This is a genomic window from Burkholderia gladioli, from assembly GCF_000959725.1.
Lineage (GTDB): Bacteria > Pseudomonadota > Gammaproteobacteria > Burkholderiales > Burkholderiaceae > Burkholderia > Burkholderia gladioli.
Genome location: NZ_CP009323.1, coordinates 273,896 through 299,716, shown reverse-complemented (window position 1 = coordinate 299,716; position 25,821 = coordinate 273,896). Strand labels below are relative to the sequence as shown.

22 protein-coding genes are annotated in these 25,821 nt (G+C 67.0%); 15 read left to right on the top strand and 7 right to left on the bottom strand.

Annotation, left to right across the window (positions count from 1 at the left end; all coding sequences use genetic code 11):
* Positions 1-30 precede the first annotated feature (30 nt).
* Both BM43_RS18175 and BM43_RS18170 read left to right on the top strand, forming a co-directional pair.
* On the top strand, positions 31-282 hold the full coding sequence (locus BM43_RS18175) for a pentapeptide MXKDX repeat protein (RefSeq protein WP_036049980.1): 252 nt from the start codon (positions 31-33) through the stop codon (positions 280-282).
* A gap of 232 nt (positions 283-514) precedes the next feature.
* On the top strand, positions 515-1,747 hold the full coding sequence (locus tag BM43_RS18170; RefSeq protein ID WP_036049993.1) for a lactonase family protein: 1,233 nt from the start codon (positions 515-517) through the stop codon (positions 1,745-1,747).
* 29 nt (positions 1,748-1,776) lie between these two features.
* Here the strand turns inward: BM43_RS18170 and BM43_RS18165 are convergent, their stop codons facing one another.
* Entirely contained in the window at positions 1,777-2,469 is a 693-nt protein-coding gene (locus BM43_RS18165; RefSeq protein ID WP_036049997.1) for an aspartate/glutamate racemase family protein, read from the bottom strand.
* Between the two features lie 264 nt (positions 2,470-2,733).
* Between BM43_RS18165 and BM43_RS18160 the strand changes: the two genes are divergently transcribed.
* Both BM43_RS18160 and dinB read left to right on the top strand, forming a co-directional pair.
* A complete protein-coding gene (locus BM43_RS18160) occupies positions 2,734-3,369 on the top strand; it encodes a LysE family translocator (RefSeq protein ID WP_036053105.1) in 636 nt (211 codons plus the stop codon).
* Between the two features lie 135 nt (positions 3,370-3,504).
* Complete coding sequence (gene dinB / locus BM43_RS18155) at positions 3,505-4,677, top strand: DNA polymerase IV (RefSeq protein ID WP_036050000.1); 1,173 nt, start codon at positions 3,505-3,507, stop codon at positions 4,675-4,677.
* A 104-nt stretch (positions 4,678-4,781) separates the two neighbouring features.
* Here dinB and BM43_RS18150 read toward each other — a convergent pair whose 3' ends face one another.
* The 4 genes from BM43_RS18150 to fixL all read right to left on the bottom strand — a co-directional run bounded on the left by BM43_RS18150 (position 4,782) and on the right by fixL (position 11,569).
* Positions 4,782-6,875, bottom strand: a complete 2,094-nt coding sequence (locus tag BM43_RS18150; protein WP_036050002.1) for a M3 family metallopeptidase — start codon at positions 6,873-6,875, stop codon at positions 4,782-4,784.
* A 296-nt stretch (positions 6,876-7,171) separates the two neighbouring features.
* Positions 7,172-8,032 (bottom strand): bifunctional methylenetetrahydrofolate dehydrogenase/methenyltetrahydrofolate cyclohydrolase FolD, encoded by an 861-nt coding sequence (folD, locus tag BM43_RS18145; protein WP_013698750.1) that lies wholly within the window; start codon positions 8,030-8,032, stop codon positions 7,172-7,174.
* 397 nt (positions 8,033-8,429) lie between these two features.
* Complete coding sequence (gene fixJ / locus BM43_RS18140; protein ID WP_013698749.1) at positions 8,430-9,068, bottom strand: oxygen response regulator transcription factor FixJ; 639 nt, start codon at positions 9,066-9,068, stop codon at positions 8,430-8,432.
* The gene (gene fixL, locus BM43_RS18135) at positions 9,065-11,569 is read right to left on the bottom strand and encodes an oxygen sensor histidine kinase FixL (protein WP_036050010.1); all 2,505 of its coding nucleotides are present in this window, start codon (positions 11,567-11,569) and stop codon (positions 9,065-9,067) included. Before fixL ends, fixJ begins: the two co-directional genes overlap by 4 nt.
* On the opposite strand from fixL, the gene BM43_RS42495 reads away from it, so the two are divergent.
* From BM43_RS42495 to lpdA, 4 genes are all read left to right on the top strand, one after another.
* Positions 11,568-11,693, top strand: a complete 126-nt coding sequence (locus BM43_RS42495; protein WP_255222532.1) for a hypothetical protein — start codon at positions 11,568-11,570, stop codon at positions 11,691-11,693. The two genes, fixL and BM43_RS42495, sit on opposite strands and share 2 nt — an antisense overlap.
* Positions 11,694-11,833: 140 nt before the next feature.
* Complete coding sequence (gene aceE, locus BM43_RS18130; RefSeq protein WP_013698747.1) at positions 11,834-14,530, top strand: pyruvate dehydrogenase (acetyl-transferring), homodimeric type; 2,697 nt, start codon at positions 11,834-11,836, stop codon at positions 14,528-14,530.
* A 66-nt stretch (positions 14,531-14,596) separates the two neighbouring features.
* Positions 14,597-16,246, top strand: a complete 1,650-nt coding sequence (aceF, locus tag BM43_RS18125) for a dihydrolipoyllysine-residue acetyltransferase (protein ID WP_036050013.1) — start codon at positions 14,597-14,599, stop codon at positions 16,244-16,246.
* A gap of 161 nt (positions 16,247-16,407) precedes the next feature.
* Positions 16,408-18,192: a dihydrolipoyl dehydrogenase gene (lpdA, locus tag BM43_RS18120; protein ID WP_036050015.1), complete on the top strand. Its 1,785-nt coding sequence runs from the start codon at positions 16,408-16,410 to the stop codon at positions 18,190-18,192.
* A gap of 217 nt (positions 18,193-18,409) precedes the next feature.
* Here lpdA and BM43_RS18115 read toward each other — a convergent pair whose 3' ends face one another.
* Positions 18,410-18,979 (bottom strand): phasin family protein, encoded by a 570-nt coding sequence (locus BM43_RS18115; protein WP_025099860.1) that lies wholly within the window; start codon positions 18,977-18,979, stop codon positions 18,410-18,412.
* 373 nt (positions 18,980-19,352) lie between these two features.
* Between BM43_RS18115 and BM43_RS40580 the strand changes: the two genes are divergently transcribed.
* The gene (locus tag BM43_RS40580) at positions 19,353-19,574 is read left to right on the top strand and encodes a hypothetical protein (RefSeq protein WP_144417679.1); all 222 of its coding nucleotides are present in this window, start codon (positions 19,353-19,355) and stop codon (positions 19,572-19,574) included.
* A 123-nt stretch (positions 19,575-19,697) separates the two neighbouring features.
* Positions 19,698-20,849 carry a D-alanyl-D-alanine endopeptidase gene (pbpG, locus tag BM43_RS18110; RefSeq protein WP_036050017.1) on the top strand — a complete coding sequence of 384 codons (1,152 nt, stop codon included), beginning with the start codon at positions 19,698-19,700 and terminating at the stop codon, positions 20,847-20,849.
* Between the two features lie 94 nt (positions 20,850-20,943).
* On the opposite strand, the gene BM43_RS18105 is transcribed toward pbpG, so the two are convergent.
* A complete protein-coding gene (locus BM43_RS18105) occupies positions 20,944-21,753 on the bottom strand; it encodes an IclR family transcriptional regulator (protein ID WP_013698742.1) in 810 nt (269 codons plus the stop codon).
* Between the two features lie 190 nt (positions 21,754-21,943).
* Here BM43_RS18105 and BM43_RS18100 point away from each other — a divergent pair, with 190 nt between their 5' ends.
* The 5 genes from BM43_RS18100 (at position 21,944) to iscR (ending at position 25,801) form a co-directional block, all read left to right on the top strand.
* On the top strand, positions 21,944-22,666 hold the full coding sequence (locus BM43_RS18100) for a (Fe-S)-binding protein (RefSeq protein ID WP_036050019.1): 723 nt from the start codon (positions 21,944-21,946) through the stop codon (positions 22,664-22,666).
* A 50-nt stretch (positions 22,667-22,716) separates the two neighbouring features.
* Positions 22,717-24,138: a lactate utilization protein B gene (locus BM43_RS18095; RefSeq protein WP_036050020.1), complete on the top strand. Its 1,422-nt coding sequence runs from the start codon at positions 22,717-22,719 to the stop codon at positions 24,136-24,138.
* Positions 24,139-24,344: 206 nt separating this feature from the next.
* Complete coding sequence (locus BM43_RS18090; protein ID WP_013698739.1) at positions 24,345-24,560, top strand: hypothetical protein; 216 nt, start codon at positions 24,345-24,347, stop codon at positions 24,558-24,560.
* Positions 24,561-24,651: 91 nt separating this feature from the next.
* A complete protein-coding gene (locus BM43_RS18085) occupies positions 24,652-25,134 on the top strand; it encodes a low molecular weight protein-tyrosine-phosphatase (protein WP_036050021.1) in 483 nt (160 codons plus the stop codon).
* A 127-nt stretch (positions 25,135-25,261) separates the two neighbouring features.
* Positions 25,262-25,801 carry a Fe-S cluster assembly transcriptional regulator IscR gene (iscR, locus tag BM43_RS18080; RefSeq protein ID WP_025099865.1) on the top strand — a complete coding sequence of 180 codons (540 nt, stop codon included), beginning with the start codon at positions 25,262-25,264 and terminating at the stop codon, positions 25,799-25,801.
* The last annotated feature ends 20 nt before the right edge of the window (positions 25,802-25,821 follow it).

Genomic DNA, 25,821 nt, shown 5'->3' with positions numbered 1-25,821 from the left:
GATTTTTTCCACCCGGTAAAGGAGTACATGATGAAGGTTCTGGCAACGGCAATCGTGACGGCAACGCTGGCTTTCGGCGCTTCGGCGGCATTCGCGCAGGCGAGCGGCGCCATGTCGAACGACGCGATGAGCAAGGATGCGATGTCGCATGACGCGATGGGCAACGGCGCCATGAAGCACGACGCCATGAAGCACGACACGATGGGCAAGAAGGGCGGCAAGATGAAGAAGCACGATGCGATGGGCATGGCGCCCGCGGCATCGGACGCGATGTCGAAGTAAGGTCGTCCGGGCGAGCCGAGCGCGGCCCGCGAGCCCGCGATCCTGGAAGGGATCGCGGGCTTCTTTTTTTCACTCGTTGTAACCGCAACCGTCAGTGTTCCGAATTGACTGGCGCGCGGACGAACCCGGACAACCAGGAGCCGGGCGCCGAGCGCACATGAACCACCCGCGAGACAGGCAGCCGATCCGGCATGCGGGGGGAACTCGAATACTGACGAACGAGGTGAAACGGATGAAGCTCAAACTGGTGACGGCACTGACGATTACGGCGGTGATGCTGGCGGCATGCGGCGGCGACGATTCGACGACGACGGCGAGCGCGCCGCCCGCGGTCACGCCGCCGGCTGTCACGCCTCCGGCCACGCCGCAGAAGGTCACGCAGCTGTTCGCGCAGACCAACGACGCGCAGAACGCGGTGCTGCATTTCGTGCGCAACGCGGACGGCACGCTGAGCGCGATGCCGAGCCTGGCGACCGGCGGCAAGGGCACCAATGGCGTCAACTACTTCATGGGCAACACGGTCGCGCCCGATGCGCTGACCAGCAACAACAGCCTGATCGTCTCGCCGGACGGCACGCGTTTGTTCGTGGCCAATGCCGGCGACAACACGGTCAGCGTGTTCTCGATCTCGGGCAGCACGCTGAGCCTGCTGGCGGTGTCGCCCACCGGCGGCACGCGGCCGACCTCGCTGGCGTTTTCGAACGGCGTGCTCTATGTCACGCACCAGCAGGGCGCGCAGGAGCTGGGTGCCTATCGTGTCGGCGACGACGGCAAGCTGAGCGCGATCGGCCAGTACGCGGTGGTGGTGCAGGACGCGCTGCCGACCCAGGTGTCGCTGAGCCCGGACGGCAAGTTCGTGATCGTCAACGGCTTCCTGCGCACCGTCACGCCCACCGCGCCGCTCAATACGCTGCTGGCCTTCCCGGTGCAGGCCGACGGCACGCTCGGCACGCCGGTGAACAGCACCTCGGCCGGCGTCGGCCCGTTCGGCGGCCGCTTCGGCACCGGCGCGCTGGCTTCCACCTACGTGGTGACCGACGCGCCGGGCGGCAGCGTGGAATCCTTCAGCTTCTCGGAGCCGAGCGGCAACTTCACCTCGACCGGCGCGCCCGTCACCGTGACCGGGCAGGCCGCGCCCTGCTGGATCTCGCTGACGCCGGACAACCGCTTCGCCTACATCGGCAACGGCAGCGGCGCGGTCTCGCTGTTCTCGATCGACGGTGCCGGCAAGCTCACGCTGGTCAACGCCTCGGCGGCCACCGAAACGCCGGTCGCGGGCCAGAGCTCGGCCTTCGCCAACGATTCCTGGGTCAGCCCGGACGGCAAGTTCCTCTACCAGGACTATGCCGGCGACGACAAGATCGTGGCCTACGCGATCGGTGCCGACGGTGCGCTGAGCAAGCTCGGGGAACAACCCGCCAACACGCAGTCGAAGATCAGCCTGCAGGGTTTGACGGGGATCTGAGGCAGCGGCTGGCGTCGTCCGGGCGAAGTTCAGGCCGCCGCGAAATCCACCGCGGCCTGCGCGTGCAGCGCGGTGGTATCGAACACCGGCAGCGGCGAATCGCGCTCGCCGATCAGCAGCGTGATCTCGGTGCAGCCGAGGATCACCGCCTGCGCGCCGCGCGCGGCCAGCCGGCCGATGATGGCCGCGTAGGCGGCGCGCGAGGCCGGCTCGATCAGGCCGTGGCAAAGCTCCTCGTAGATCACGCGATGGACCGTGTCGCGATCCTCGGCGTCCGGCGTCAGCACCTCGATGCCGAAACGCTCGGCCAGCCGCGCCGCGTAGAACGGCAGTTCCATGGTGTAGCGCGTGCCGAGCAGGGCGACCCGCTCCACGCCGGCCGCGCGCAGCGCGGCGCCGGTCGGATCGGCGATGTGCAGGAAGGGCAGCGTGACCGCGCGCTCGATCGCGTCGGCCACGCGATGCATGGTGTTGGTGGTCAGCACCACGACGTCGGCGCCGGCCGACTGCAACTGTCGCGCCGCGTCGGCCATGCGCGCGCCGAGCGCGTCCCAGTCCCGGGCGCGCTGCAGCGCCTCGATCTCGGCGAAATCGACCGTCACCATCACGCTCTTCGCGTTGTGGTGGCCGCCGTGCCGCGCCTTCGAGGCGCGGTTGATCATCCGGTAGTATTCCGCCGACGATTCCCAGCTCATCCCGCCGATCAGGCCGATCGTCTTCATTCCGGTGTTCCTGTTGGTGATTGGGCTGGTCGAGTATAGGCGGCGAACCCGGCGCGCGGCGGTACACCTGGAGTCCGAACGACCGGTACGGATCCTCAAGCGATCCGACCGTGACGGTGCGTCGAGCCGCCCGCGCGGCACACGACGCAGGCACACGGCGGCGCACGCGGGGATTGATCGGGCGAAAGCGCCTGCCGTATGCTCTGCCGGACAGGCACGACGCGCGAGGCGATCCGTGCCGCCGATCGAATTCAGGGGATGGCGATGCTCCACTACGATTCCGCCCACTGGCTGGCCTTCCTGGGCATGGCCGTGCTGCTCAACGTCACGCCGGGGCCGGACCTGGCCTTCATGCTCGGCCATACCGTCAAGAGCGGCCGGCGCCACGGTTTCGCCGCGATGCTCGGGGTCTGGAGCGGCGCGCTATTCCATGTGATGTGCGCCGCGATCGGCCTGTCGGCGATCCTCTACACCTCGGCCAGCCTGTTCCTGGTGGTGAAGTGGGTGGGCGTGATCTACCTGAGCTGGCTCGGCATCCAGGCGCTCCGGTCGAAGTCGGTCGCCTTCCAGCTCGACGAGCCGACCCGCCAACGCAGCCCCATGCAGGTGTTCCTGCAGGGCGTGCTGATCGACATCCTCAACCCCAAGGTCGCGATCTTCTTCCTGGCCCTGCTGCCGCAGTTCGTGGTGGCCGGCGCCGGGCCGGTGCCGCTGCAGCTCGGCCTGCACGGCGTGCTGATCATCGCGGTGGCGGCCGTGATCGAGCCGCCGCTGATCCTGTTCGGCGATCGCCTGGCACAGCGTTTTCGCGCCAGCCGGCGCATGGCGGCCTGGATCGACCGCACGCTGGGCGCCTTCTTCCTCGGGCTCGCCACCAAGCTGGCCGTGTTCCGGCAATAAGGGCGGCATGGCGCGGCATCGCAATGCCGCGCGGCTGCTCCAACCCTTTATCTTTTCCAAGCGATCCCTCAACACGGCGACACTGTTTTTTTGTACAGTGTCGTCACCTTGAAACCGCTCGCTGCCGCCCCCGCCATGGAATCCGCCGCGCCGTCCGCCTCGCCGGGCGGCGCGGCCGGGTTCGCGCGCAAGATCATCCACCTCGACTGCGACTGCTTCTACGCCTCGGTCGAGATGCGCGACGATCCCTCGCTGCGCGGCCGGCCGCTCGCGGTGGGTGGGCGGCCCGACCGGCGCGGCGTGATCGCCACCTGCAACTACGAGGCGCGGCGCTTCGGCGTGCATTCGGCGATGTCCTCGGCGCTGGCGGTGCGCAAGTGCCCCGAGCTGCTGATCCTGCCGCCCTCGATGGACAAGTACCGCATCGCCTCGCGCGCGATCATGGCGATCTATCGCGACTACACGCCCGAGGTCGAGCCGCTCTCGCTCGACGAGGCCTATCTCGACGTCAGCGGCACCGAGCGCTGCCAGGGCAGCGCCACCCTGATCGCGCGCGAGATCCGCGAGCGCGTGCGCGACACGGTCGGCGTGACGGTCTCGGCCGGCGTCGCGCCGAACAAGTTCATCGCCAAGATCGCCTCCGACTGGAACAAGCCCGACGGCCTGTTCGTGGTGCGCCCGCATCAGGTCGAGGCCTTCGTGGCGGCGCTGCCGGTGCGCAAGCTGTTCGGCGTCGGCCGGGTGACCGCCGGGAGGCTCGAACGGCTCGGCATCGAGACCTGCGCGCAGTTGCGCGACTGGTCGCTGTTCGACCTGCATCGCGAGTTCGGCGCCTTCGGCCGGCGTCTGCACGAGCTCTCGCGCGGCATCGACGAGCGGCGCGTGCATGCCGATCGCGAGCGCAAGTCGGTCAGCGTGGAGACCACCTATGTGGCCGATCTCGTCACGCCCGAGCAGTGCGCCGAGGAACTGCGCAAGCTGGTGGTCCAGCTCGACACGCGCATCGAGCGCACCCACTCGCGCAAGACCATCCGCAAGCTGTTCGTGAAGATCCGCTTCGCCGATTTCCAGCGCACCACGGTCGAGTGCGTGGCCGATCGCAGCGATGCGGGCACGGCCGTCGCGCTGCTCGAGAAGGGACTGGAGCGGCGGCGCCAGCCGGTGCGGCTGCTCGGCGTGGGCGTGAGGGTCGACGAGGACACGGCCGAGCGCCACGGCCAGATCGCGTTGTTCGACGACGACGAGGACCCGGCGCCCGAAGTCTCGATCGAGGAGGGTGACGACGAAGCGGACAGCGCGTGCGCATGAAAAAACGGCATCCACGCGAGGTGGATGCCGTTGGTCGGTGTTCGACATATTCGACACGTGCCGGCTACGGCCGGCGCGTGTCGATCAGGCGCCCTGGCGGCGCCTCAGTGCGGCTGCGTGCCGGCGGCCATGCCGTTGTGGCGCAGCAGCGCGTCGATCTCCGGCTCGCGGCCGCGGAAGGCCTTGAACGAGTCCATCGCCGGTCGGCTGCCGCCCACTTCGAGGATCTCGCGGCGATAGCGCGTGCCGGTGGCCGCGTCGAGCACCGTGCCGCTCGCCTTGGCCGCTTCCTCGAAGGCCGCGTAGGCGTCGGCCGACAGCACCTCGGCCCACTTGTAGCTGTAGTAGCCGGCCGCGTAACCGCCCGCGAAGATATGGCTGAAGGTGTTCGGCCAGCGCGAGAACGGTGCCTGCGGGATCACGTGGAAGCGCTCGTTGATCTCGCGCGCGAACTCCACCGCGTTGCTGGCGCCGGCCGGATCGAAATCGACGTGCAGCAGCATGTCGTACATCGAGAACACGATCTGGCGCAGTGTGCCCAGCCCGCTCTGGAAGTTCTTCGCGGCCAGCATCTTGTCGAACAGCGCGCGCGGCAGCGAGGCGCCGGTCTCGACGTGCGAGGACATCGAGGGCAGCACGTCCCATTCCCAGCAGAAGTTCTCCATGAACTGCGAGGGCAGCTCGACCGCATCCCATTCCACGCCGTTGATGCCCGACACGCCGAGCTCGTCGACGCGCGTGAGCATGTGGTGCAGGCCATGGCCGAACTCGTGGAACAGCGTGATCACTTCGTCGTGCGTGAAGCAGGCCGGCTTGTCGCCGATCGGCGCCGAGAAGTTGCAGGTCAGGTAGGCCACCGGCGTCTGCAGGCCGGCCGCGCGTCGGGCGCGCGAGCGCGCATCGTCCATCCAGGCGCCGCCGCGCTTGCCCTCGCGCGCGTAGAGGTCGAGATAGAACTGCGCGACCAGGCTGCCGTCGGCGTTCTCGACGCGGAAGAAGCGCACGTCGGGATGCCAGACCGGCGCCTCGTCGCGGCGGATCTTCACGCCGAACAGCGTCTCGGTGACGGTGAACAGGCCCTTCAGCACGGCCGGTTCCGGGAAGTACTGCTTGACCTCGTTTTCCGAGAACGCGTAGCGCTGCTCGCGCAGCTTCTCGGCCGCGTAGGCGACGTCCCAGGGCGCCAGCTCGCTCATGCCGAGCGTGCCGGCGGCGAAGGCGCGCAACTCGTCCCAGTCGCGCTCGGCGTGCGGACGCGCGCGCACCGCCAGGTCCTCCAGGAAGGCCGTGACCTGGGCCGGCGATTCGGCCATCTTCGGCGCCAGCGACACTTCCGCGAAGTTCGCGTAGCCGAGCATCACGGCTTCCTCGCGGCGCAGCGCGAGCGTCTCGGCCACCACCTTGGTGTTGTCCCATTCGGCCTTGCCGCCGCCGTATTGCGGGCCCAGTTCCGAGGCGCGCGTGACGTAGGCGCGGTACAGGGTCTCGCGCATCGCGCGGTTGTCGGCGTATTGCAGGACCGGGAAGTAGGAGGGGAAGTGCAGGGTGAACTTCCAGCCGGCCTTGTCCTCGCGCTGCGCGGCCTCGCGTGCGGCGGCGATCGCGTCGTCGGGCAGGCCGGCGAGCTGGTCTTCCGATTCGGCGTAGTAGGCGTAGCCGTTGGTGGCGTCGAGCACGTGGTCCGAGAAGGCCTTCGAGAGCGCGGCCTGCTGCTCCTGCAGCTCGGCGAAGCGCGGCTTCTGCGCCTCGGGCAGCTCGGCGCCCGACAGGCGGAAGTCGCGCAGCGAGTTGTCGAGGATCTTGCGGCGCTCGGCGCTCAGCGTGGCGTATTCGGCGCCGGCGGCGATCGCCTTGTACTTCTCGTAGAGCGCGAGGTTCTGCCCCACGCTCGACCAGAATTCGGTCACGCGCGGCAGGTTCTCGCCGTAGGTCGCGCGCAGCTCCGGCGTGTCGGCCACCGCGTTCAGGTGGCCAACGATGCCCCAGGCGCGGCCGAGCGGCTCGGTCACGCGCTCGACGGCTTCCACCACCTCGTTCCAGGTGGCGGGCGTGGCCGGGTCGGCGGCACGGGCGACGGCGTCTTCCGCCTGTTCGAGCAGCGTATCGAGGGCGGGCGTCACGTGTTCGGGACGGATCTCGCCGAAGCGGGGCAGGCCGGAGAAATCGAGAAGCGGGTTGGCATTGGCGCTGACGGACATGGTGCTCCCTGCGGGGTCGGAATTCGGTTCAACGGGCGCGGCAGCGAGGCCGCGGCATGTCGACATTATTGGGGCGGTGTGGCCGGTTTCCAATCGGAAGTTTCTAACGAGGTGATTGGCGGCGCGACGGGGCGGGCGGCGGCTCGGGGAAAAGCGGGGCGGGAAGACGGCGCGACGGGGAGGGGGCGAAAACGAGCAGCGGGGGCGAAAAGCGGGGAAGCGCCCCGCCGGCAGGCGGCGGGGCGGGGCCCGGGAAGCCGGCCGAAGCCTGCGCGGCTCGACCGGGCCCCGGGCGCTCAGGCCGCCGCGTCGGCCGCGCGTTCGGCGGCTTCGAGCGTGTTGATCAGCAGCATCGTGATCGTCATCGGGCCGACCCCGCCCGGCACCGGCGTGATGAAGCCGGCCACCTCGCGCAGGCCGTCGAAATCGACGTCGCCGCAGAGCTTGCCTGCCTCGTTGCGATTCATGCCGACGTCGATCACCACCGCGCCGGGCTTGATCATGTCGGCGGTCAGCACGTTGCGCTTGCCGACCGCGGCCACCACCACGTCGGCCTGGCGCGTGTGGGCGGCCAGGTCGCGGGTCTTGCTGTGGCAGATGGTGACCGTCGCGCCGGCCTCGAGCAGCAGCATCGCCATCGGCTTGCCGACGATGTTCGAGCGGCCGATCACCACCGCGTTGGCGCCGCTCAGGTCAATGCCATGCGCCTCGAACATCTTCATCACGCCATAGGGCGTGCAGGGGCGGAACAGCGGCTTGCCGGTCATCAGCGCGCCGGCATTGGCGACGTGGAAGCCGTCCACGTCCTTCTCGGGCGCGATCGCCTCGATCACCTTGTGGCTGTCGATATGGCCCGGCAGCGGCAGTTGCACCAGGATGCCGTGGATCTGCGGGTCGCGGTTCAGCGCGTCGATATGGGCCAGCAGGTCGGCTTCGGACAGCGTCGCCGGGTAGACGTCCTTCTTCGAATAGAAGCCGTTGTCCTCGCAGGCCTTGATCTTGTTGCGGACATAGACTTCGCTGGCCGGGTTGTCGCCGACCAGCACGACCGCGAGGCCGGGGCGATGGCCGCGCGCGCTCAGCGCGGCGGCGCGTTCGGCCGCTTGCGCGCGCAGGGTCTTCGAAAGGGCGTTGCCGTCGATCAGGGTGGCTGTCATGGTGGGATTCGATCCGAATAGGGAAAAGCCGGCGCGGCGGCCCGGCGGGGGCGCCGCTGCAAAGCACGGAATTATACCCATCGCCTGCCGGGACCCGACATCGATCCGGCGATGGGGCGCCATGACGGCGCGATGGATGGGGGGGCACGACCGGCGGCGGGCGTCGTCACGGGCGGGGCATGGCCGCGCCGGGACGTTCGGGCCAGCCGGGCCGGCCGCGCGGGCGCCGAATGCAAGGCCGCGGCATCCGCGCGGCGACCCGGGTCGCAACGCGGATGCCGCGGCGGTCCATCAAGCGGCAGGTCGGGAAGGCAAGCAGATCAACGCAAGCGCCCCCGGGATCACGCGCCCTCGCCAGCCCCGTGGCCGGGGCGTGACAGGGCGGCGCGTTACGCGCTCAGGCCTGCTTCTTCGACAGCGCGAGACGCAGCAGGTCCGCGACCGTGTTGACGTTGAGCTTTTCCATGATGTTGGCGCGGTGCGCCTCGACCGTCTTGATGCTGATGCCGAGATCGTCGGCGATCTGCTTGTTCAGGCGCCCCGCGATGATGCGCTCGAGCACCTGCTGCTCGCGCGCGGTCAGCTTGGACAGGCGCTCGCTGGCGGCGCGCTGCTCCTGGACGCTCTTGCTCTCGTTGCGGGCCTTGTCGAGCATGCGCTCGACCAGCTTGCGCAGCTCGGCCTCGTCGAAGGGCTTCTCGATGAAGTCCATCGCGCCCTTCTTCATGGTCGAGACCGCCATCGGCACGTCGCCGTGGCCCGTCACGAAGATGATCGGCAGCGCTGCGTTGTCGGCGATCAGGCGTTCCTGCAACTCCAGGCCGCTCATGCCCGACATCCGCACGTCGAGGATCAGGCAGGCGATCTGGCCGGCCTGCAGGGCCGGCTGATAGCCGTCGAGAAACTGCTCGGCGCTCGAGAAGCATTGCACGCGATAGCCGTTCGCCTCCAGCAGCCAGCGCAGCGAATCGCGCACGGCCTCGTCATCGTCGACGACAAAGACGGTTTCCTGAGGGGTGGTGACAGGGCTATTCATATCTCTCCCGTAACAGTATGTGATGCCACGCCGCTGCGGCCGTGGTCCTCGGGTGCCCCGATGGGCAGGCTGCAATGGAACGTCGCGCCGGAAACGCGGCCGTCCGCCTCGATATTGTTGACGACCCAGAGCCGACCGCGGTGCGACTCGATGATCGAACGACAGATGTTGAGCCCCATGCCCATGCCGTCGGACTTGGTGCTGTAGAACGGTTCGAACAGGCGCTCGGCGGACGCTTCGTCCACGCCCGGGCCCTGGTCGATCACACGGATGTCGACGAAGCCGGCCTCGATGTCGGCCACCACGCGGATCAGGCCGTCGGTGTTCGGATCCTTGACCTCGCCCATCGCCTCGGCCGCGTTCTTCATCAGGTTCATCAACACCTGCTCGATCAGCACGGGGTCGACATAAATGATAGGCATTCTCGCGCGAATTTCCGTGACGATCCGGATTCGTCGCTTGCGCGCCTCGATCTCGGCCAGGCCCACCGCGTCGGCCACGATGTCGGCCACCCGCGCGGCCTGGCGCTTGGGCTCGCTGCGCTTCACGAATTCGCGGATGCGCTTGACGATCATGCCGGCGCGCAGCGCTTGCTGGGCGGTCTTCTCGAGCGCCGGCAGCAGCGTCTCGGCGGTGCCGCGGCCGCTCTTGACCAGCGCCACGGTGCCCGAGCAGTAGTTGTTGATGGCCGCCAGCGGCTGGTTCAGCTCGTGCGCGATCGACGAGGCCATCTCGCCCATCGTCATCAGGCGGCTGGTGAACTGCAGCTTCTCTTCCTGCTGGTGGGCCAGTTCCTGGGCCTTCTTGCGGGTGGTGATGTCGGTGGCGATCTGCATCTGCGCCAGATGGCCGTCCACCCACTGGATGTACTGGCGGCGCACCTCGAACCACTTCTGGATGCTCTCGACGTAGACTTCCTGCGCGTCGGCCGTGCTTTCGGTCAGCGCCGTGGCCGGCAGGCCGGCGAAGGCGTCGACCATGTCGATCGAGTCGGAGGAGGCCTGGGTGCTGTCGAAGCCGCCGCCGGACAACTCCAGGTGGCCGTCGGGGCGGATGCCGAACAGATGGCGGTAGTAGCGGTTGGCGAACAGCAGCTCGGCCTCGTCGGCGGCCAGCACCGAAACCGCGGCGTCCAGGCTCTCCAGCACGGTAGTGAAGCGCTCGTGGGCGGCGGCCAGTTCCTCGCGGGCGCGCTTGGGCTCGGTGATGTCGGTCATCGACGACATCCAGCCGGTCTGGCGGCCCGAGCTGTCGATCAGCGGCGAAACATAGAGCCGCGCATGGAACATCGAGGCGTCCTTGCGGCGCACCCGCAGCTCGAAGCCCGAGGAGGGCGCCTTGCCGCGCAGCGTCATGTCGAGCTGGCGCTGCATTTCGGGATAGGCGTCGCGCGGCCAGTAGGGGAAGGGCGCGGTCTTGCCGACCAGGTCGGCCTCGTCCCAGCCCGTCATGCGGCAGAAGGCCGGGTTCACGTGGGTGATGCGGCCGTGCATGTCCAGCACGCGCATGCCGATCAGCACCGAATTCTCCATCGCGCGCCGGAAGAAGGCTTCCGCGTACAGCGCCTGCTGCGCCTCGAAGCGCTGGCGGGTGTGCTTCCAGAGGCTCCACAGGCTCCAGAGCACGAAGCAGGACAGGCCCGCGACCAGCCAGACGAGCGTGTTGTTCGTCAGGTTCGTCATCTGCGGGTAGGCGTAGACGCGAACCGTCAGGCCCTGGCCGGGCGGGTCCAGCGGCAGGTCGTAATGGGCGTCGCGCGGCAGGCGCGGGCGCGAGGAGGTCGAGGCCAGCTCGCGGTTGTTGACGTCGGTGATCGAGATCTTGTACTTGGCCGACAGCTCGGGCGGGATGTCGTGCTTGAGGATGCCCTCGACCGAGAACACCGCGGCGATCGAGCCCAGGTATTCGCGGTCGCGCATCACCGGGGTCTGCAGCGTCACGAAGCCGTTGCCGAAATCGTCGTAGGCTATCGCCGCGTAGGCCTGCCGGCGCGTTTGCCTGGCGTCCGACCAGGCGCCGCGCACGATCTCGGCCAGTTGGGTGTCGTTCGGCTTGGCCAGGCGCTGACCCAGCGCCGGGATCTGCATGTCCGGCCAGCGCGCGGCGCCGGGCGCGACATACCAGTTCAGGTAGAGGATCTCGGGATGCGCCTGCATCACGTCGCCGACGCCGGACTGGAAGCCGTGCTCGTCGACGCGGCCCAGCGCGATGTCGCGCGCGAAGGCCTGCAGTTGCTCCTGGGCGCTCGTCATCGACAGGCGGATCTGCTGCTGCGCCCAGGCGACGTTGCGATAGAGGGTGTCTTCCTGCTGTTGTTGTTCGCGGCGGTTGAGGCTCCACAGGATGAGGCTCATCACCACCAGGAACACCAGGATCGACAGCAGCGGCGTCAACAGATAGGAATTGGACCACCACGGGCCGTGGTGCCAACGGGACGGCTGCGACTCGGCCGGCGCACCGGACGCTCGCGCCGAGCGTGCGAATAGCCGATCGGTCAACATGGCACGCATTGTAGCGCAGGGCCATGCGGACAAAACGGCGTCGCGCATTGTTGAACCGAAAGCGAAATTTGTCGCGGATGGGCCAAGCGGCAAGGGTGCAGCGCAGCAAAATTTCGTATCGTGAGAAACAATCTCACAACTCGAAAATTTTGTTGCGCCCGCCCGCCGAGGGTCTTTACAATCCGCCGGAGCTTGCCGCAGCCGGCCGGAATCACGTCGTCTGCACGCAGCGCGATCCTCACACTCAGGACCCAGGAGACGAGTATGTCCGCTGTACCGAACGAAGTGATGAAGTATGTGGCCGCCGAGCACGACGAAGATGCCCAGGAAACCGTCGAATGGCTCGAAGCCCTGAACGGCGTGATCTCGTCCGTCGGTCCTGGCCGCGCGCACTACCTCATCGAGAAGCAGATCGAGTTCGCCCGCATGAACGGCGAACATCTGCCGTTCTCCGCGAACACCCCCTACATCAACACCATCCCGCTCGACCAGCAGGCCAAGAACCCGGGCGACCAGGATCTCGAGCACCGTATCCGTTCGTACACGCGCTGGAACGCGCTGGCGATGGTGCTGCGTGCCGGCAAGGACACCAACGTGGGCGGCCATATCGCCTCGTTCGCCTCGGCCGCGACCCTGTATGACGTCGGTTACAACCACTTCTGGCACGCGCCGTCCGCCGAGCACGGCGGCGACCTGGTGTTCGTGCAGGGCCATTCCTCGCCGGGCGTCTACTCGCGCGCCTTCCTGCTGGGCCGCCTGACGGAAGACCAGCTCGACAACTTCCGCCAGGAAGTGGGCGGCAACGGCATCTCCTCGTACCCGCATCCGTGGCTGATGCCGGACTTCTGGCAGTTCCCGACCGTCTCGATGGGCCTCGGCCCGATCATGGCGATCTACCAGGCCCGCTTCATGAAGTACATGGAAGCGCGCGGCATCGCCAAGACCCAGGGCCGCAAGGTCTGGGCCTTCCTCGGCGACGGCGAGACCGACGAGCCGGAATCGCTCGGCGCGATCGGCATGGCCAGCCGCGAGCGGCTGGACAACCTGGTGTTCGTGATCAACTGCAACCTGCAGCGCCTGGACGGCCCGGTGCGCGGCAACGGCAAGATCATCCAGGAACTGGAATCGGAATTCCGCGGCGCCGGCTGGAACGTCATCAAGGTGATCTGGGGCAGCCGCTGGGATGCGCTGTTCGCGCGCGACAAGAGCGGTGCCCTGATGCGCCGCATGATGGACGTGGTCGACGGCGAGTACCAGACCTACAAGTCGGAATCGGGCGCCTATGTTCGCGAGCACTTCTTCAACACGCCGGAGCTGAAGGCGCTGGTCGCCGACTGGTCCGATGACGACATCTGGAACCTGAACCGCGGCGGCCACGATCCGCACAAGATCTACGCGGCGTTCCACGAGGCGAGCAACTCGAAGGGCTCGCCGACCGTGATCCTGGCCAAGACCATCAAGGGCTACGGCATGGGCGAGGCCGGCCAGGCCATGAACATCACGCACCAGCAGAAGAAGCTGCCGGTCGAGCAACTGAAGCGCTTCCGCGACCAGTTCCGCCTGCCGATCTCGGACGACGTGATCGGCGACGTGCCCTACCTGAAGTTCGAGGAAGGCTCGAAGGAACTCGAGTACATGCGCCAGCACCGCCAGGCGCTCGGCGGCTACCTGCCGCAGCGCCGCCAGAAGGCGGAATCGCTGCCGGTGCCGGCGCTCGAGGTGTTCGAGCCGCTGCTCAAGGGCACCGGCGAAGGCCGCGAGATCTCGACCACCATGTCCTTCGTGCGGATCCTGAACATCCTGCTCAAGGACAAGGCGCTGGGCAAGCGCGTGGTGCCGATCGTCCCGGACGAGTCGCGTACCTTCGGCATGGAAGGCCTGTTCCGCCAGATCGGCATCTGGAACCAGCAGGGCCAGAAGTACGTGCCGGAAGATTCCGACCAGCTGATGTTCTACAAGGAATCGGAAACCGGCCAGATCCTGCAGGAAGGCATCAACGAAGCGGGCGGCATGTGCGACTGGATCGCGGCGGCGACGTCGTATTCGACGCACAACGAGATCATGGTGCCGTTCTACATCTTCTACTCGATGTTCGGCTTCCAGCGTATCGGCGACCTGGCCTGGGCCGCCGGCGACATGCGTTCGCGCGGCTTCCTGCTGGGCGGCACCGCCGGCCGGACCACGCTGAACGGCGAAGGCCTGCAGCACGAGGACGGCCACTCGCTGCTGTGGGCGGCCTCGGTGCCGAACTGCGTCAGCTATGACCCGACCTTCGGCTACGAACTCGCGGTGATCATCCAGAACGGCCTGCAGCGCATGGTGGCCGACCAGGAAGACGTGTACTACTACATCACGGTGATGAACGAGAACTACGAGCACCCGGCGATCCCGCAGGGCGAGCACGTGGCGGCCGACATCATCAAGGGCATGTACGCGTTCAGGAAGGCCGAGGCCGACCAGAAGGCGCCGCGCGTGCAACTGCTGGGCGCGGGCACGATCTTCAACGAAGTGATCGCCGCCGCCGACCTGCTGAAGAACGACTGGGGCGTCGCCGCCGACCTCTGGAGCGTGCCGAGCTTCACCGAACTGGCCCGCGAAGGCCATGACGTCGAGCGCTGGAACCTGCTGAACCCGACCGAGGAGCGTCGCCTGTCGCATGTCCAGAAGCTGCTGAAGGACACGCAAGGCCCGGTGATCGCATCGACCGACTACGTGCGCGCGCTGGTCGACCAGATCCGCGGCCAGATCGACCGCCGCTTCGTGGTGCTCGGTACCGACGGCTACGGCCGTTCGGACACCCGCAAGGCGCTGCGCCACTTCTTCGAGGTGGACCGCTACTGGGTGACCGTCGCCGCGCTGAACGCGCTGGCCGACGAAGGCACGATCGACCGCAAGGTCGTGGCCGAGGCGATCAAGAAGTACGACCTCGATCCGTCCAAGCCCAATCCGATGACGGTTTAACGCAAACGTGCCATGTCATGCCGCGCACGCCGGTGACGGCGCGCGCGACCCAGGAGACAGATACAGATGAGTCAAGTGATCGAAGTGAAAGTGCCGGATATCGGCGATTTCAAGGAAATTCCCGTCATCGAGGTGCTGGTGAAGGCGGGCGATACGGTGGAGAAGGAGCAGTCGCTCGTCACGCTGGAATCGGACAAGGCCACCATGGACGTGCCGAGCTCGGAAGCCGGCGTGGTCAAGGAAGTGAAGGTCAAGGTGGGCGACAACGTGTCGGAAGGCACGCTGATCGTGATCCTCGAGGGTGGCGCGGGCGAGGCCAAGGCCGCAGCCCCGAAGGCAGACGAGGCGCCGAAGGCCGAAGCACCGGCCGCGGCTCCCGCCGCTGCGCCGGCTGCCGCTGGCGGCACGGTCGAGGTGAAGGTGCCGGACATCGGCGACTTCACGGACATCCCGGTCATCGAGATCGGCGTGAAGGTCGGCGACAAGGTCGAGAAGGAACAGTCGCTGGTCACGCTGGAATCGGACAAGGCCACCATGGACGTGCCGAGCCCGGCCGCCGGTGTGGTCAAGGAAATCAAGGTCAAGATCGGCGACAACGTCTCGGAAGGCACGCTGATCGTGCTGCTGGAAAGCGGCGAAGGCGCTGCGCCGGCCGCGGCCGCGGCCGCGCCGAAGGCCGAGGCAGCCAAGGCGGAAGCGCCCAAGGCGGAAGCGCCGGCCCAGGCCGAAGCGAAGCCGGCACCGGCTGCGCAGGCTGCCGCGCCGGCACCGGCGCCCGCAGCGGGTGGCCGTGCCAGCCACGCCTCGCCGTCGGTGCGCAAGTTCGCGCGCGAACTCGGCGTGGACGTCGGCGGCGTGACGGGCAGCGGCCCGAAGGGCCGTATCACCAAGGACGACATCACCGCCTTCGTGAAGGGCGTGATGTCGGGCCAGCGCGCGGCACCGGCTGCCGCGGCTGCACCGGCCGCGGCCGGCGGCGGCGAGCTGAACCTGCTGCCGTGGCCGAAGATCGACTTCGCCAAGTTCGGTCCGATCGAAGCCCAGCCGCTGTCGCGCATCAAGAAGATCTCGGGCGCGAACCTGCATCGCAACTGGGTGATGATCCCGCACGTCACGAACAACGACGAGGCCGACATCACCGAGCTCGAGGCGCTGCGCGTCCAGCTCAACAAGGAAAACGAGAAGTCGGGCATCAAGTTCACGATGCTGGCCTTCGTGATCAAGGCCGTGGTCGCGGCGCTCAAGAAGTTCCCGAACTTCAACGCGAGCCTGGACGGCGACAACCTGATCCTCAAGCAGTACTACCACATCGGTTTCGCCGCCGACACGCCGAACGGACTGGTCGTGCCGGTGATCCGCGATGCGGACAAGAAGGGCCTGGCCGACATCGCCAAGGAAATGGCGGACCTGTCGAAGGCGGCGCGCGACGGCAAGCTCAAGCCCGACCAGATGCAGGGCGGCTGCTTCTCGATCTCCTCGCTGGGCGGCATCGGCGGCACGCATTTCACGCCGATCGTCAACGCCCCGGAAGTCGCGATCCTGGGTCTGTCGCGCGGCGCGATGAAGCCGGTGTGGGACGGCAAGCAGTTCGTGCCGCGCCTGACCCTGCCGATGTCGCTGTCGTACGACCATCGCGTGATCGACGGCGCGGCGGCCGCGCGCTTCAATGCGTATCTCGCGCAGATCCTCGGCGACTTCCGCCGCGTGATTCTCTGATGCCTGATGGCATCCCGGTGCCGGTTCGATGTGGCGCGCCCGGCGCGCCGCGCGGCCGGCACGGCACGCGTGACGTCCGCCTTGCCGGCGGCATCGCGCGCGTGTTCGCGGATGCGTGGTTCGATCGGCGGTAGGTAGCCCAAACAAGTAGGGGACAGTTCATGAGTCTCATCGAAGTCAAAGTGCCGGATATCGGCGATTTCAAGGAAATTCCCGTCATCGAGGTGCTGGTGAAGGCGGGCGACACGGTCGAGAAGGAGCAGTCGCTCGTCACGCTCGAGTCGGACAAGGCCACCATGGACGTGCCGAGCTCGGAAGCCGGCGTGGTCAAGGAAGTGAAGGTCAAGGTGGGCGACAACGTGTCGGAAGGCACGCTGATCGTGGTGCTGGAAGGCAGCGCGGACGCCGCGAAGCCGGCGGAAAAGGCGCCGGAAGCGCCGGCTGCCAAGCCTGCCGGGAAAGCGGCCGAAAAGCCGGCCGAGAAGGCCGCGCCGGCTGCCGCGCCGCAGGCCGGCAGCTATTCGGGCAGCGCCGATATCGAATGCGACATGCTGGTGCTCGGCTCGGGCCCCGGCGGCTATTCGGCCGCGTTCCGCGCCGCCGACCTCGGCATGAAGACGGTGCTGGTCGAGCGTTATTCGGTGCTCGGCGGCGTGTGCCTGAACGTCGGCTGCATCCCGTCGAAGGCGCTGCTGCATACCGCGCTGGTGCTCGACGAGGCGGCCGCGCTCGCGCATCACGGCATCTCCTTCGGCAAGCCCGAGATCGACCTCGACAAGCTGCGCGACTTCAAGTCGGGCGTGGTCAAGCAGCTGACCACCGGCCTGGCCGGCATGGCCAAGGCGCGCAAGGTCGAGGTGGTGACCGGGGTCGGCAGCTTCGTCGATCCGAATCACCTGGAAGTGCAGGTCGAGGGCGGCAAGAAGGTCGTCAAGTTCAAGCAGGCCATCATCGCGGCCGGCTCGCAGGCCGTGAAGCTGCCCTTCATGCCGGACGATCCGCGCGTGATCGACTCGACCGGCGCGCTGGAGCTGCGCCAGTTGCCCAAGCGCATGCTGGTGATCGGCGGCGGCATCATCGGCCTGGAAATGGCGACCGTCTACTCGTCGCTGGGCGCCGAGATCGACGTGGTCGAGATGATGGACGGCCTGATGATGGGCGCGGACCGCGATCTGGTTAAGGTCTGGGAAAAGCACAACGCCAAGCGTTTCGGCAATGTGATGCTCAAGACCAAGACGGTGGGTGCCGAGGCAAAGGAAGACGGCATCTACGTGAAGTTCGAGGGCGAGAAGGCCCCGGCGGACGCGCAGCGCTACGACCTGGTGCTGGTGGCGGTGGGCCGCAGCCCGAACGGCAAGAAGATCGGCGCCGACAAGGCGGGCGTGGCGGTCACCGATCGCGGCTTCATCGAGGTCGACAAGCAGATGCGCACCAACGTGCCGCACATCTTCGCGATCGGCGATATCGTCGGCCAGCCGATGCTCGCGCATAAGGCCGTGCATGAAGGCCATGTCGCGGCCGAGGCGGCACATGGCGAGAAGGCCTACTTCGACGCGCTGCAGATCCCGTCGGTGGCCTATACCGATCCGGAAGTGGCCTGGGCCGGCAAGACCGAGGACCAGTGCAAGGCCGAGGGGATCAAGTACGGCAAGGCCGTGTTCCCCTGGGTGGCATCGGGCCGCGCGATCGCGAACGGTCGCGACGAGGGCTTCACCAAGCTGATCTTCGACGAGGAAACCCATCGCGTGATCGGCGGCGGCATCGTCGGCCTGAATGCGGGCGACCTGATCAGCGAGGTCTGCCTGGCCGTCGAGATGGGCGCGGACGCCGAGGACATCGGCAAGACGATCCACCCGCACCCGACGCTCGGCGAGTCGATCGGGATGGCCGCCGAACTGTACGAAGGCGTCTGTACCGATCTGCCCCCGGTGCGCAAGAAGAAGTAAGAGGTCGTGCCTTGGCCGGTGCCTGTCGGCGCCGGTCGCACGCATGGCTTGCGGCCCCGTTCCGGCTTGTCCGGGCGGGGCCGTTTTCGTTGGTGTCGAGGGGAGGTGTGTCGTGCGAGGGGGCGGGAAGCGCTGGCGCAGAATGGAAAAAGCCGCGCAATGCGCGGCTTTTTTCGTGACGGCAGCCCTGGCGGCTGCCGTCGGGCCTGGTGATGCCTCAGGCCGGCTTGGCGGTGTTCGCGCGACGCGATGCGGCGGCGCTGGCAGCCTTGGTGGCCACGGCAGCGGCGGCGTTGAAGTTCGACTCGGCGATCTCGACGGCCTGCTTGGTGGCCTTCTGGACCGTTTCGTAGGTCGTGTTGGCGGCGTTGATGGCCGACTTCAGCGCGGCGACAGCCGTTTCCGAACCGGCCGGGGCGTTCTTCGCGACGTTGTCGACGAGCGCCTGGACCTTGCGGTTCTGCTCTTCATATTGCGATTCGGCAACCTTGGCGAATTCGGCCTGGGTCGACGAAGCGATGTCGTACAGGTGACGGCCGTAGGCGAGGGCCTTTTCGGCGAGCGGCTGGGCAAAGCTGGCCTGCAGGGCGAGCAGTTCCTGCGCATCCTTCACCGACAGCGCGCGCTGCACGTTTTCCTGGCTTTCCGCGAGCGTCGACTTCACGACTTGCACGTTCAGTTCGATCAGCTTCTCGACGCTTTCGAAGGCCTTGCTGGTGAGACCGAACAGGCTCTCGAGGTGGGCTTTCTGGGCGGCGGCGATTTGCTCCGGGGTCAGCAGGGACATGGTCTGGCTCCTGATTGACGAACGCCGGTCTGACGGCGGTCGTGTGAGTTAAGTGAGTGAGAGGCTCAACTTCAAGGCACGAACGGTATGCGATGTCTGGCGCAGTGCGTTGGTGCATCGCAACAACGGTTCCCATTTTAGGGCGTCCGAAGCGGATGTCAAGCGCTTTTTGTGCAATGCACAATGACGTCATTTTTACGGAAAAACAATGGCTTGGATCATTCCGACTGGAATCGGTTTCCTTGCTGCGACTGTCACACCGGCGTCATCAATGCCTTGTGCATATGCACCATATGGGGGACACGTCGAAAGGGCTTGATCGCCAGGTTTGCGCGGGTTTACCGCGGTGAAATCACGTAAACCGAATCGGACCGTGGAACGTTTGTCATGCATTCCGGTCGAAAAACGCCGTTCGCGCGCGACGCTCATCTGCCTCGGGCGAGTCGCGCCGCCGGCATTTTTTTCCGCTTCGCAGGTCGTTTCACTGGTTTTTCCCGCTGCGATTCGTCGCAACGGCGCCGTTATCCCGCTTATCCGGCCGATGCCGGACCGTGAGGTAGCGTCATCGAATTTTTCGATGGAAACGGGAGGGTGATTGCCCCTAGGTAATCCACTCTTACAATCCGGTTTAACGAAAACCGGTAAGTGCCTAAAATTGCTTATTTTTTCAGGTTTTACTACACTTGCGGAAACCTCCCGCCGCTTTGTCCAGACCCCAATGAAAGCCTCCTTATTCTCGCCGTTGAAGATGATGCACGGCGCGGCACTCGGCACCGCGGTGTCCGTCGCCGTGTCGGTGCTCGTCGCGTCGGCCGCCGTCGTGCCCGCCGATGCCCTGGCCGCGACCGCCAAGACCACCCAGTCCTCGAAGAAGGCCGCCAAGCCCGTCGCCAGCGCGAAGGGCAAGAAGCGCGCCGTCGTCGCGGAAAAGAAAACCGCCAAGGTGGCCGCCGAGGCGCCGCGCAAGGGCCGCAAGCGCGTGACGCTGGCCGCCGTGCCGGGCCGGCATCACGGCGCCGTGCGGCGCGTGGCGTTCCAGCCGCGCCAGCCTTCGGTCGGCCAGGCTTTCGGCCTGCACGACACGCCCGATGCGCTCGCGCTGCGTTCCAGCGTCGCCTACGTGGTCGACCAGAACAACTCGGAACCGCTGCTCGACAAGAACTCGCGCGCGGTGGTGCCGATCGCCTCGATCTCCAAGCTGATGACCGCGATGGTCGTGCTCGATTCGAAGGCCTCGCTCGACGAGCAGATCGCCGTCACCGACGAGGATCGCGATTACGAGAAGGGCACCGGCTCGCGACTGTCCGTGGGGTCGGTCCTGTCGCGGGAAGACATGCTGCACATCGCGCTGATGGCATCGGAGAACCGCGCGGCGGCGGCGTTGTCGCGCTACTACCCGGGCGGGCGCCCGGCGTTCATCGCGGCGATGAACGCGAAGGCGAAATCGCTGGGCATGACCGACACGCACTTCGAGAACTCGACGGGTCTGACGAGTCTGAACGTGTCGAGCGCGCGCGACCTGGTCAAGATGATCGACGCGGCTTACCAGTACCCGCTGATCCGTCGTTTCTCGACCGATCGCACCTACACGGTGTTCACCGGCAAGCGCTCGCTGGTCTACAACAGCACCAATGCGCTGGTGCGCAATCCGTCCTGGGACATCGGCCTGCAGAAGACCGGCTTCATCAACGAGGCGGGCGAGTGCCTGGTGATGCAGACCACCATCCATGGCCGCCCGATCGTGATGGTGCTGCTCGATTCCTTCGGCAAGTATTCGCGCGTGGCCGATGCGTCGCGCGTGCGCAACTGGCTCGACGCCGGCGGCGGCGAGCGCCTGACCGCGGCGAACACGGGCGCGGGCGGTACCTGATCGCTGCTTGTCGGCCCGCATCGGGGCTGGCTGCGCTTCATAACAAAAAGCCCCGCGAATGCGGGGCTTTTTGCATGGTGCCGCGATCCGCTCGTCAGATCGACTTGGCGAGCGCCGCGCCGTCGAGCTCCTTCGGCGGTCGGTAGCCGAGCGCCTCGGAGATGGTCAGCGCGGTATGGCTGATCTGGCCGAGCCAGGCATCCTGCAGCCGGTCGGCCGGCGCCGACAGCGACAGGCCCGCCACCAGCTTGCCCGAATCGTCGTAGATGCCGGCGGCGATGCAGCGCACGCCCAGTTCGAGCTCCTCGTTGTCGCGCGCGCAAGCCTGCTGGCGCACGATCGACAACTCGCGCTCGAGCTTGCCGAGGTCGGTGATGCTGTTTTGGGTATGGCCGGCGAGGCCGGTGCGCGTGGCGTACGCCCGCACGCGGGTGGTTTCGTCGGCGGCCAGGAACAGCTTGCCGACCGAGGTCAGGTGCAGCGGCGCGCGGCCGCCGATCGCGCGCACCACCTGCATGCCCGAGCGCTCCGAATAGGCCCGCTCGATATAGACGATCTCGTCGCCCTGGCGCACCGACAGGTTCACGGTCTGCCCGGTCAGCCGGTGCAGCTCGCGCATCGGCATTAGCGCCGCGTCGCGCACCGACAGGCGCGCCTTCACCAGGTTGCCGAGTTCGAGCAGGCGCATGCCGAGGCGGTAGGTGCCCGGGTCGGATCGGTCGACCAGGCGACAGGTCACCATGTCGTTGAGGATGCGGTGCGCGGTGGACGGATGCAGTTCCGTGCTCTGCGCGAGCTCCTTCAGGCTGACCGGGTCGGTGTGGTCGGCCAGCGCGTCGAGCAGCCGCATCATGCGTTCGATCACCTGGATCGACGTCTTCGGGTCCGGAGTCGGAGTGCTCATCGTGAAAAATCAGTTGACCTGTCAAACGGTGAGGAGCCGATTGTATCTCGTAATGTGAAAAAAGCGAACGCTGTTCGAGGAGTGCTTCGGATCGGTTCGATGCGCGCCGTTTCGTCGATCGCGGCGTCGCGGCGTTGGTCTTGCGCGGCAAAGCGCGGATAATGAGCGGCGTTTTCTCGAAGGAGCGGCCATGCGAGTCGGATTGTTCGTCACCTGCCTCATCGACCTGATGCGGCCTGAAATCGGTTTTTCCGCGCTGAAACTGATCCGCGATGCCGGTTTCGAGGTGGACGTGCCGCCCGCGCAGACCTGCTGCGGGCAACCCGCCTACAACTCCGGCGAGCGCCGCCTCGCGCGGGACCTGGCGGAAAAGACCCTGCGCGAGTTCGAGCAGTTCGACTACGTTGTGGTGCCGTCGGGCTCCTGCGGCGGCATGATCCGCGCCCATTACGGCGACCTGTTCCGCGACGATCCCGAACTGATGGCGCGCTTCGGGCGCTTGCGCGAGCGCGTGTATGAACTGACCGATTTCCTCGTCAAGGTCGCGAAGGTCGAGCTGCCGCGCGGCGAGTTCAGCGGCCCTGTCACTTATCACGATTCCTGCTCGGGCCTGCGCGAACTCGGCGTGAAGGCGCAGCCGCGGGCCTTGCTCGCGCAGCGTGGCGTCGAGGTCCGGGAGATGAAGGACTGCGAGCATTGCTGCGGCTTCGGCGGTACCTTCGCGCTCAAGTACGGCGCGATCTCGACGGCGATCGTCGACGAGAAATGCGCCAACGTGCAGGCCAGCGGCACGCGCACCGTGGTGCTCGGCGATCTCGGCTGCATCCTCAACATCGAGGGGCGCCTGCGCCGCACCGGCGACAAGGACACGCGCGTGCTGCACGTCGCGCAGGTCCTCGCCGGCGATCTCTGAACCTGCCGTTTCCCCGTTTCCCGACCAGCCGCCAGCCGATCCAGCCAGCCATGCAAGTTCAATCGATGCAGTTCAAGGCGCGCGCGGGCCAGAAGCTCGCCGACCAGCGCCTGCAGCAGAACCTCAAGAAGCTGTCGACCAAGTTCGTCTCGGCGCGCGCCGAGGCTGTCACGCAGATCGATTTCGCGGCCACGCGCGCCGCGCTGAAGGCGCGCCGCAACCGCGCGCTGGAGAACCTCGACGTCTGGCTCGAGGCCTTCGAGCGCGAGGCCACGCGGCGCGGCACCACGGTGCTGTTCGCCGAGTCGATGGCCGACGCGGCCAGGCTGGTGGCCGAGATCGCCAGGCGGCACGAGGTCAGGAAGGTCATCAAGACCAAGTCGATGGTCTCGGAGGAGATGCGCATCAATGCCGTGCTCGCCGAGATCGGCGTGCAGTCGATCGAGACCGACCTCGGCGAATACATCCTGCAGATCAACGACAACGAGGCGCCGAGCCACATCATCGCGCCCGTGGTCCACAAGGACAAGGACGAGATCGCCGACCTGTTCGCGCGTACCCACGGACGCGAGCGCCTGACCGAGATCCCGGCCATGACGCGCGAGGCGCGCGAGGTGCTGCGGCCGCACTTCCTCGGCGCCGACATGGGGCTCACGGGCGGCAACTTCGTGGTGGCCGAGACGGGATCGGTGGTGCTGGTGACCAACGAGGGCAACGAGGGCATGTGCACGGTGATGCCGCGCGTGCACGTGGCCGTGACCGGGATCGAGAAGGTGCTGCCGACGCTCGAGGACCTGGCCACCGCGATGCGGCTGCTGCCGCGCTCGGCCACCGGCCAGAAGACTTCGAACTATTTCTCGCTGCTCACGGGGCCGCGCGCTGCCGGTGAGGAGGACGGCCCCGAGCACAACTACGTGGTGCTGGTCGACGGCGGGCGCACCGGGCTGATCGGCGGCGAGTTCCAGGAGATGCTGCGCTGCATCCGCTGCGGGGCCTGCATGAACCATTGCCCGGTCTACCAGAAGGTCGGCGGCCATGCCTATGGCTGGGTCTATCCGGGGCCGATGGGCTCGGTGCTCACGCCGAGCTACGTCGGGCTAGAGCGCTCGCTCGACCTGCCGCAGGCCGCCACCTTGTGCGGCGAATGCGACAGCGTCTGCCCGGTCGGCATTCCCTTGTCGGGGCTGCTGCGCACGCTGCGCGAGAAGCAGGTGGAGCGGGGGCTGCGGCCCTGGCGCGAGCGCCTGGCGCTGGCCGCCTGGGGTTTCGCCGCGCGCCGACCGGCGTTGTACGGGTTCGCGACCAAGCTGATGGTGCGGGTCCTGGAGCGCGTCGGCGGCGAACGCAAGTTGGGCGGCGGGATCCGCAAGCTGCCGCTGGCGGCCGGCTGGACCGATACGCGCGACCTGCCGACGCCGACCGGGCGCACCTTCCGCGAACTCTACGCGGCGTCGAAGACCCATCTCGGCTGATGGCTTCTGCCAATGTAGGCGGGTCACCTGGAGCCGGGGCGGCGCCTTGATCCCGCACAGTGAACGCTCGAACAAATTGGCGACTGTTCGCCGCACGACAACAGAGCGTTCGCTATTTGATGGTTTATCTCAATAGGTGCGGTCTATAGAATGGCGCCTGTAGTGTCGAGCAATGGATTCGACACGCAGTCACCGGAGGTCGCATCATGAGAAAGACAATATCGATGTACTGGCCGCTCGCGATCGTCGTACCGCTTGCCGCCGTCGCGTACCTGTACGCGTCGAACGCCGCGCGCCCCAGCGAACCGCAGCCGATCGGGCAGGTTTCCGCGGAGTTGGCGCGCACCGTGTCGTTCGGGCTGGTCGGCGATTCGCCCGAAGCCGCTTCGGCCGCGCCGCTGGCCGCCACCAAGGCGCTGTGATGCCGCGCCGGCCGGCCACGGGTATCGAAGCGCGCCTGTATAATGGCGCGCTTTCTGTTTTCGCGGACGTTCGCCGCCGTCTGGTCGCACGATGAAACGCGCTTCGATCTGCTTCGTCTGCCTTGGCAACATCTGCCGCTCCCCGACCGCGGAGGGCGTGATGCGCGAGCAGGTCGGCGCGGCGGGCCTCGATCATGTGATCGAGATCGATTCCGCCGGAACGGGCGACTGGCACGTCGGCGAGGCGCCCGATGCGCGCGCCCAGCAGGCAGCGCGCGGCCGTGGCTACGATCTGTCGGCGCTGCGGGCGCGTCAGGTCGCCAGCGGCGACTTCGAGCGTTTCGACCTGCTGCTCGCGATGGACGAGGCGAATCTCGCCGAGCTGCGTCGCCGTTGCCCGGCCGAGCATCGACACAAGGTCCGTCTGCTGATGGACTTCGCGACCGGTGCCGGTCAACGCGAAGTGGCGGACCCTTATTTCGGCGGCGCGCAAGGCTTCGAGCAAGTGCTCGATCAATGCGAGCGCGCCTGTGCCGGCTTGCTCGCGACGCTGCGCGAGCGACTCGGCAACTGAACCCAAGGCCGCTGCGGCACTTCTGTAGCGTTCACTGAATCTCCCTCCCCGGGACAGGGATACTTGACTAAAACTGTCAGATATTTATACTTGACCAAAATCGTCAAGATTGCTGTCCCCTACGACTATGAGACTCACCACGAAAGGCCGTTTCGCCGTCACGGCGATGATTGACTTGGCACTGCGCCAGGAGCAGGGGCCGGTGACGCTTGCAGGCATCAGCCAGCGCCAGCGCATCTCGCTCTCGTACCTGGAGCAGTTGTTCGGAAAGCTGCGCCGGCACGAGATCGTCGAATCGGTCCGCGGGCCGGGGGGCGGCTACAACCTCGCGCGCCGTGCTGCCGACGTCACGGTCGCCGACATCATCATCGCGGTCGACGAACCGCTCGATGCCACGCAATGCGGTGGCAAGGGTACCTGCGAAGGCACCAAGCAGCCAGATGGACATTGCATGACCCACGAGCTCTGGTCGACGCTCAACCAGAAGATGGTCGAATACCTCGATTCGGTCTCGCTCCAGGATCTCGTCGATCAGCAGCGTGCCCGCGAGGGTGCGCCCGCCGTGCTGCGCGACCGCCGCGCGCCGGAACCGGCCGCGCCTGTCGAGCCGGTGCGGGCGATGCCGCTCGGGCCGAATTCGGTCTTCAACATCGCGACCAGTTCCTGAGGCGCGACGCTGCCGTACCC

Coding starts and splice junctions, on each gene's coding strand:
- aceF (WP_036050013.1), top strand. CDS start 14,597: ATGAGTCAAGTGATCGAAGTGAAAGTGCCGGATATCGGCGATTTCAAG.
- BM43_RS18105 (WP_013698742.1), bottom strand. CDS start 21,753: ATGAGCACTCCGACTCCGGACCCGAAGACGTCGATCCAGGTGATCGAA.
- BM43_RS18095 (WP_036050020.1), top strand. CDS start 22,717: ATGCAAGTTCAATCGATGCAGTTCAAGGCGCGCGCGGGCCAGAAGCTC.
- iscR (WP_025099865.1), top strand. CDS start 25,262: ATGAGACTCACCACGAAAGGCCGTTTCGCCGTCACGGCGATGATTGAC.
- BM43_RS18160 (WP_036053105.1), top strand. CDS start 2,734: ATGCTCCACTACGATTCCGCCCACTGGCTGGCCTTCCTGGGCATGGCC.
- folD (WP_013698750.1), bottom strand. CDS start 8,032: ATGACAGCCACCCTGATCGACGGCAACGCCCTTTCGAAGACCCTGCGC.
- BM43_RS18100 (WP_036050019.1), top strand. CDS start 21,944: ATGCGAGTCGGATTGTTCGTCACCTGCCTCATCGACCTGATGCGGCCT.
- dinB (WP_036050000.1), top strand. CDS start 3,505: ATGGAATCCGCCGCGCCGTCCGCCTCGCCGGGCGGCGCGGCCGGGTTC.
- BM43_RS18090 (WP_013698739.1), top strand. CDS start 24,345: ATGAGAAAGACAATATCGATGTACTGGCCGCTCGCGATCGTCGTACCG.
- BM43_RS18085 (WP_036050021.1), top strand. CDS start 24,652: ATGAAACGCGCTTCGATCTGCTTCGTCTGCCTTGGCAACATCTGCCGC.
- BM43_RS18170 (WP_036049993.1), top strand. CDS start 515: ATGAAGCTCAAACTGGTGACGGCACTGACGATTACGGCGGTGATGCTG.
- BM43_RS42495 (WP_255222532.1), top strand. CDS start 11,568: ATGGCACGCATTGTAGCGCAGGGCCATGCGGACAAAACGGCGTCGCGC.
- aceE (WP_013698747.1), top strand. CDS start 11,834: ATGTCCGCTGTACCGAACGAAGTGATGAAGTATGTGGCCGCCGAGCAC.
- pbpG (WP_036050017.1), top strand. CDS start 19,698: ATGAAAGCCTCCTTATTCTCGCCGTTGAAGATGATGCACGGCGCGGCA.
- fixL (WP_036050010.1), bottom strand. CDS start 11,569: ATGTTGACCGATCGGCTATTCGCACGCTCGGCGCGAGCGTCCGGTGCG.
- BM43_RS18165 (WP_036049997.1), bottom strand. CDS start 2,469: ATGAAGACGATCGGCCTGATCGGCGGGATGAGCTGGGAATCGTCGGCG.
- lpdA (WP_036050015.1), top strand. CDS start 16,408: ATGAGTCTCATCGAAGTCAAAGTGCCGGATATCGGCGATTTCAAGGAA.
- BM43_RS18175 (WP_036049980.1), top strand. CDS start 31: ATGAAGGTTCTGGCAACGGCAATCGTGACGGCAACGCTGGCTTTCGGC.
- BM43_RS18150 (WP_036050002.1), bottom strand. CDS start 6,875: ATGTCCGTCAGCGCCAATGCCAACCCGCTTCTCGATTTCTCCGGCCTG.
- fixJ (WP_013698749.1), bottom strand. CDS start 9,068: ATGAATAGCCCTGTCACCACCCCTCAGGAAACCGTCTTTGTCGTCGAC.
- BM43_RS18115 (WP_025099860.1), bottom strand. CDS start 18,979: ATGTCCCTGCTGACCCCGGAGCAAATCGCCGCCGCCCAGAAAGCCCAC.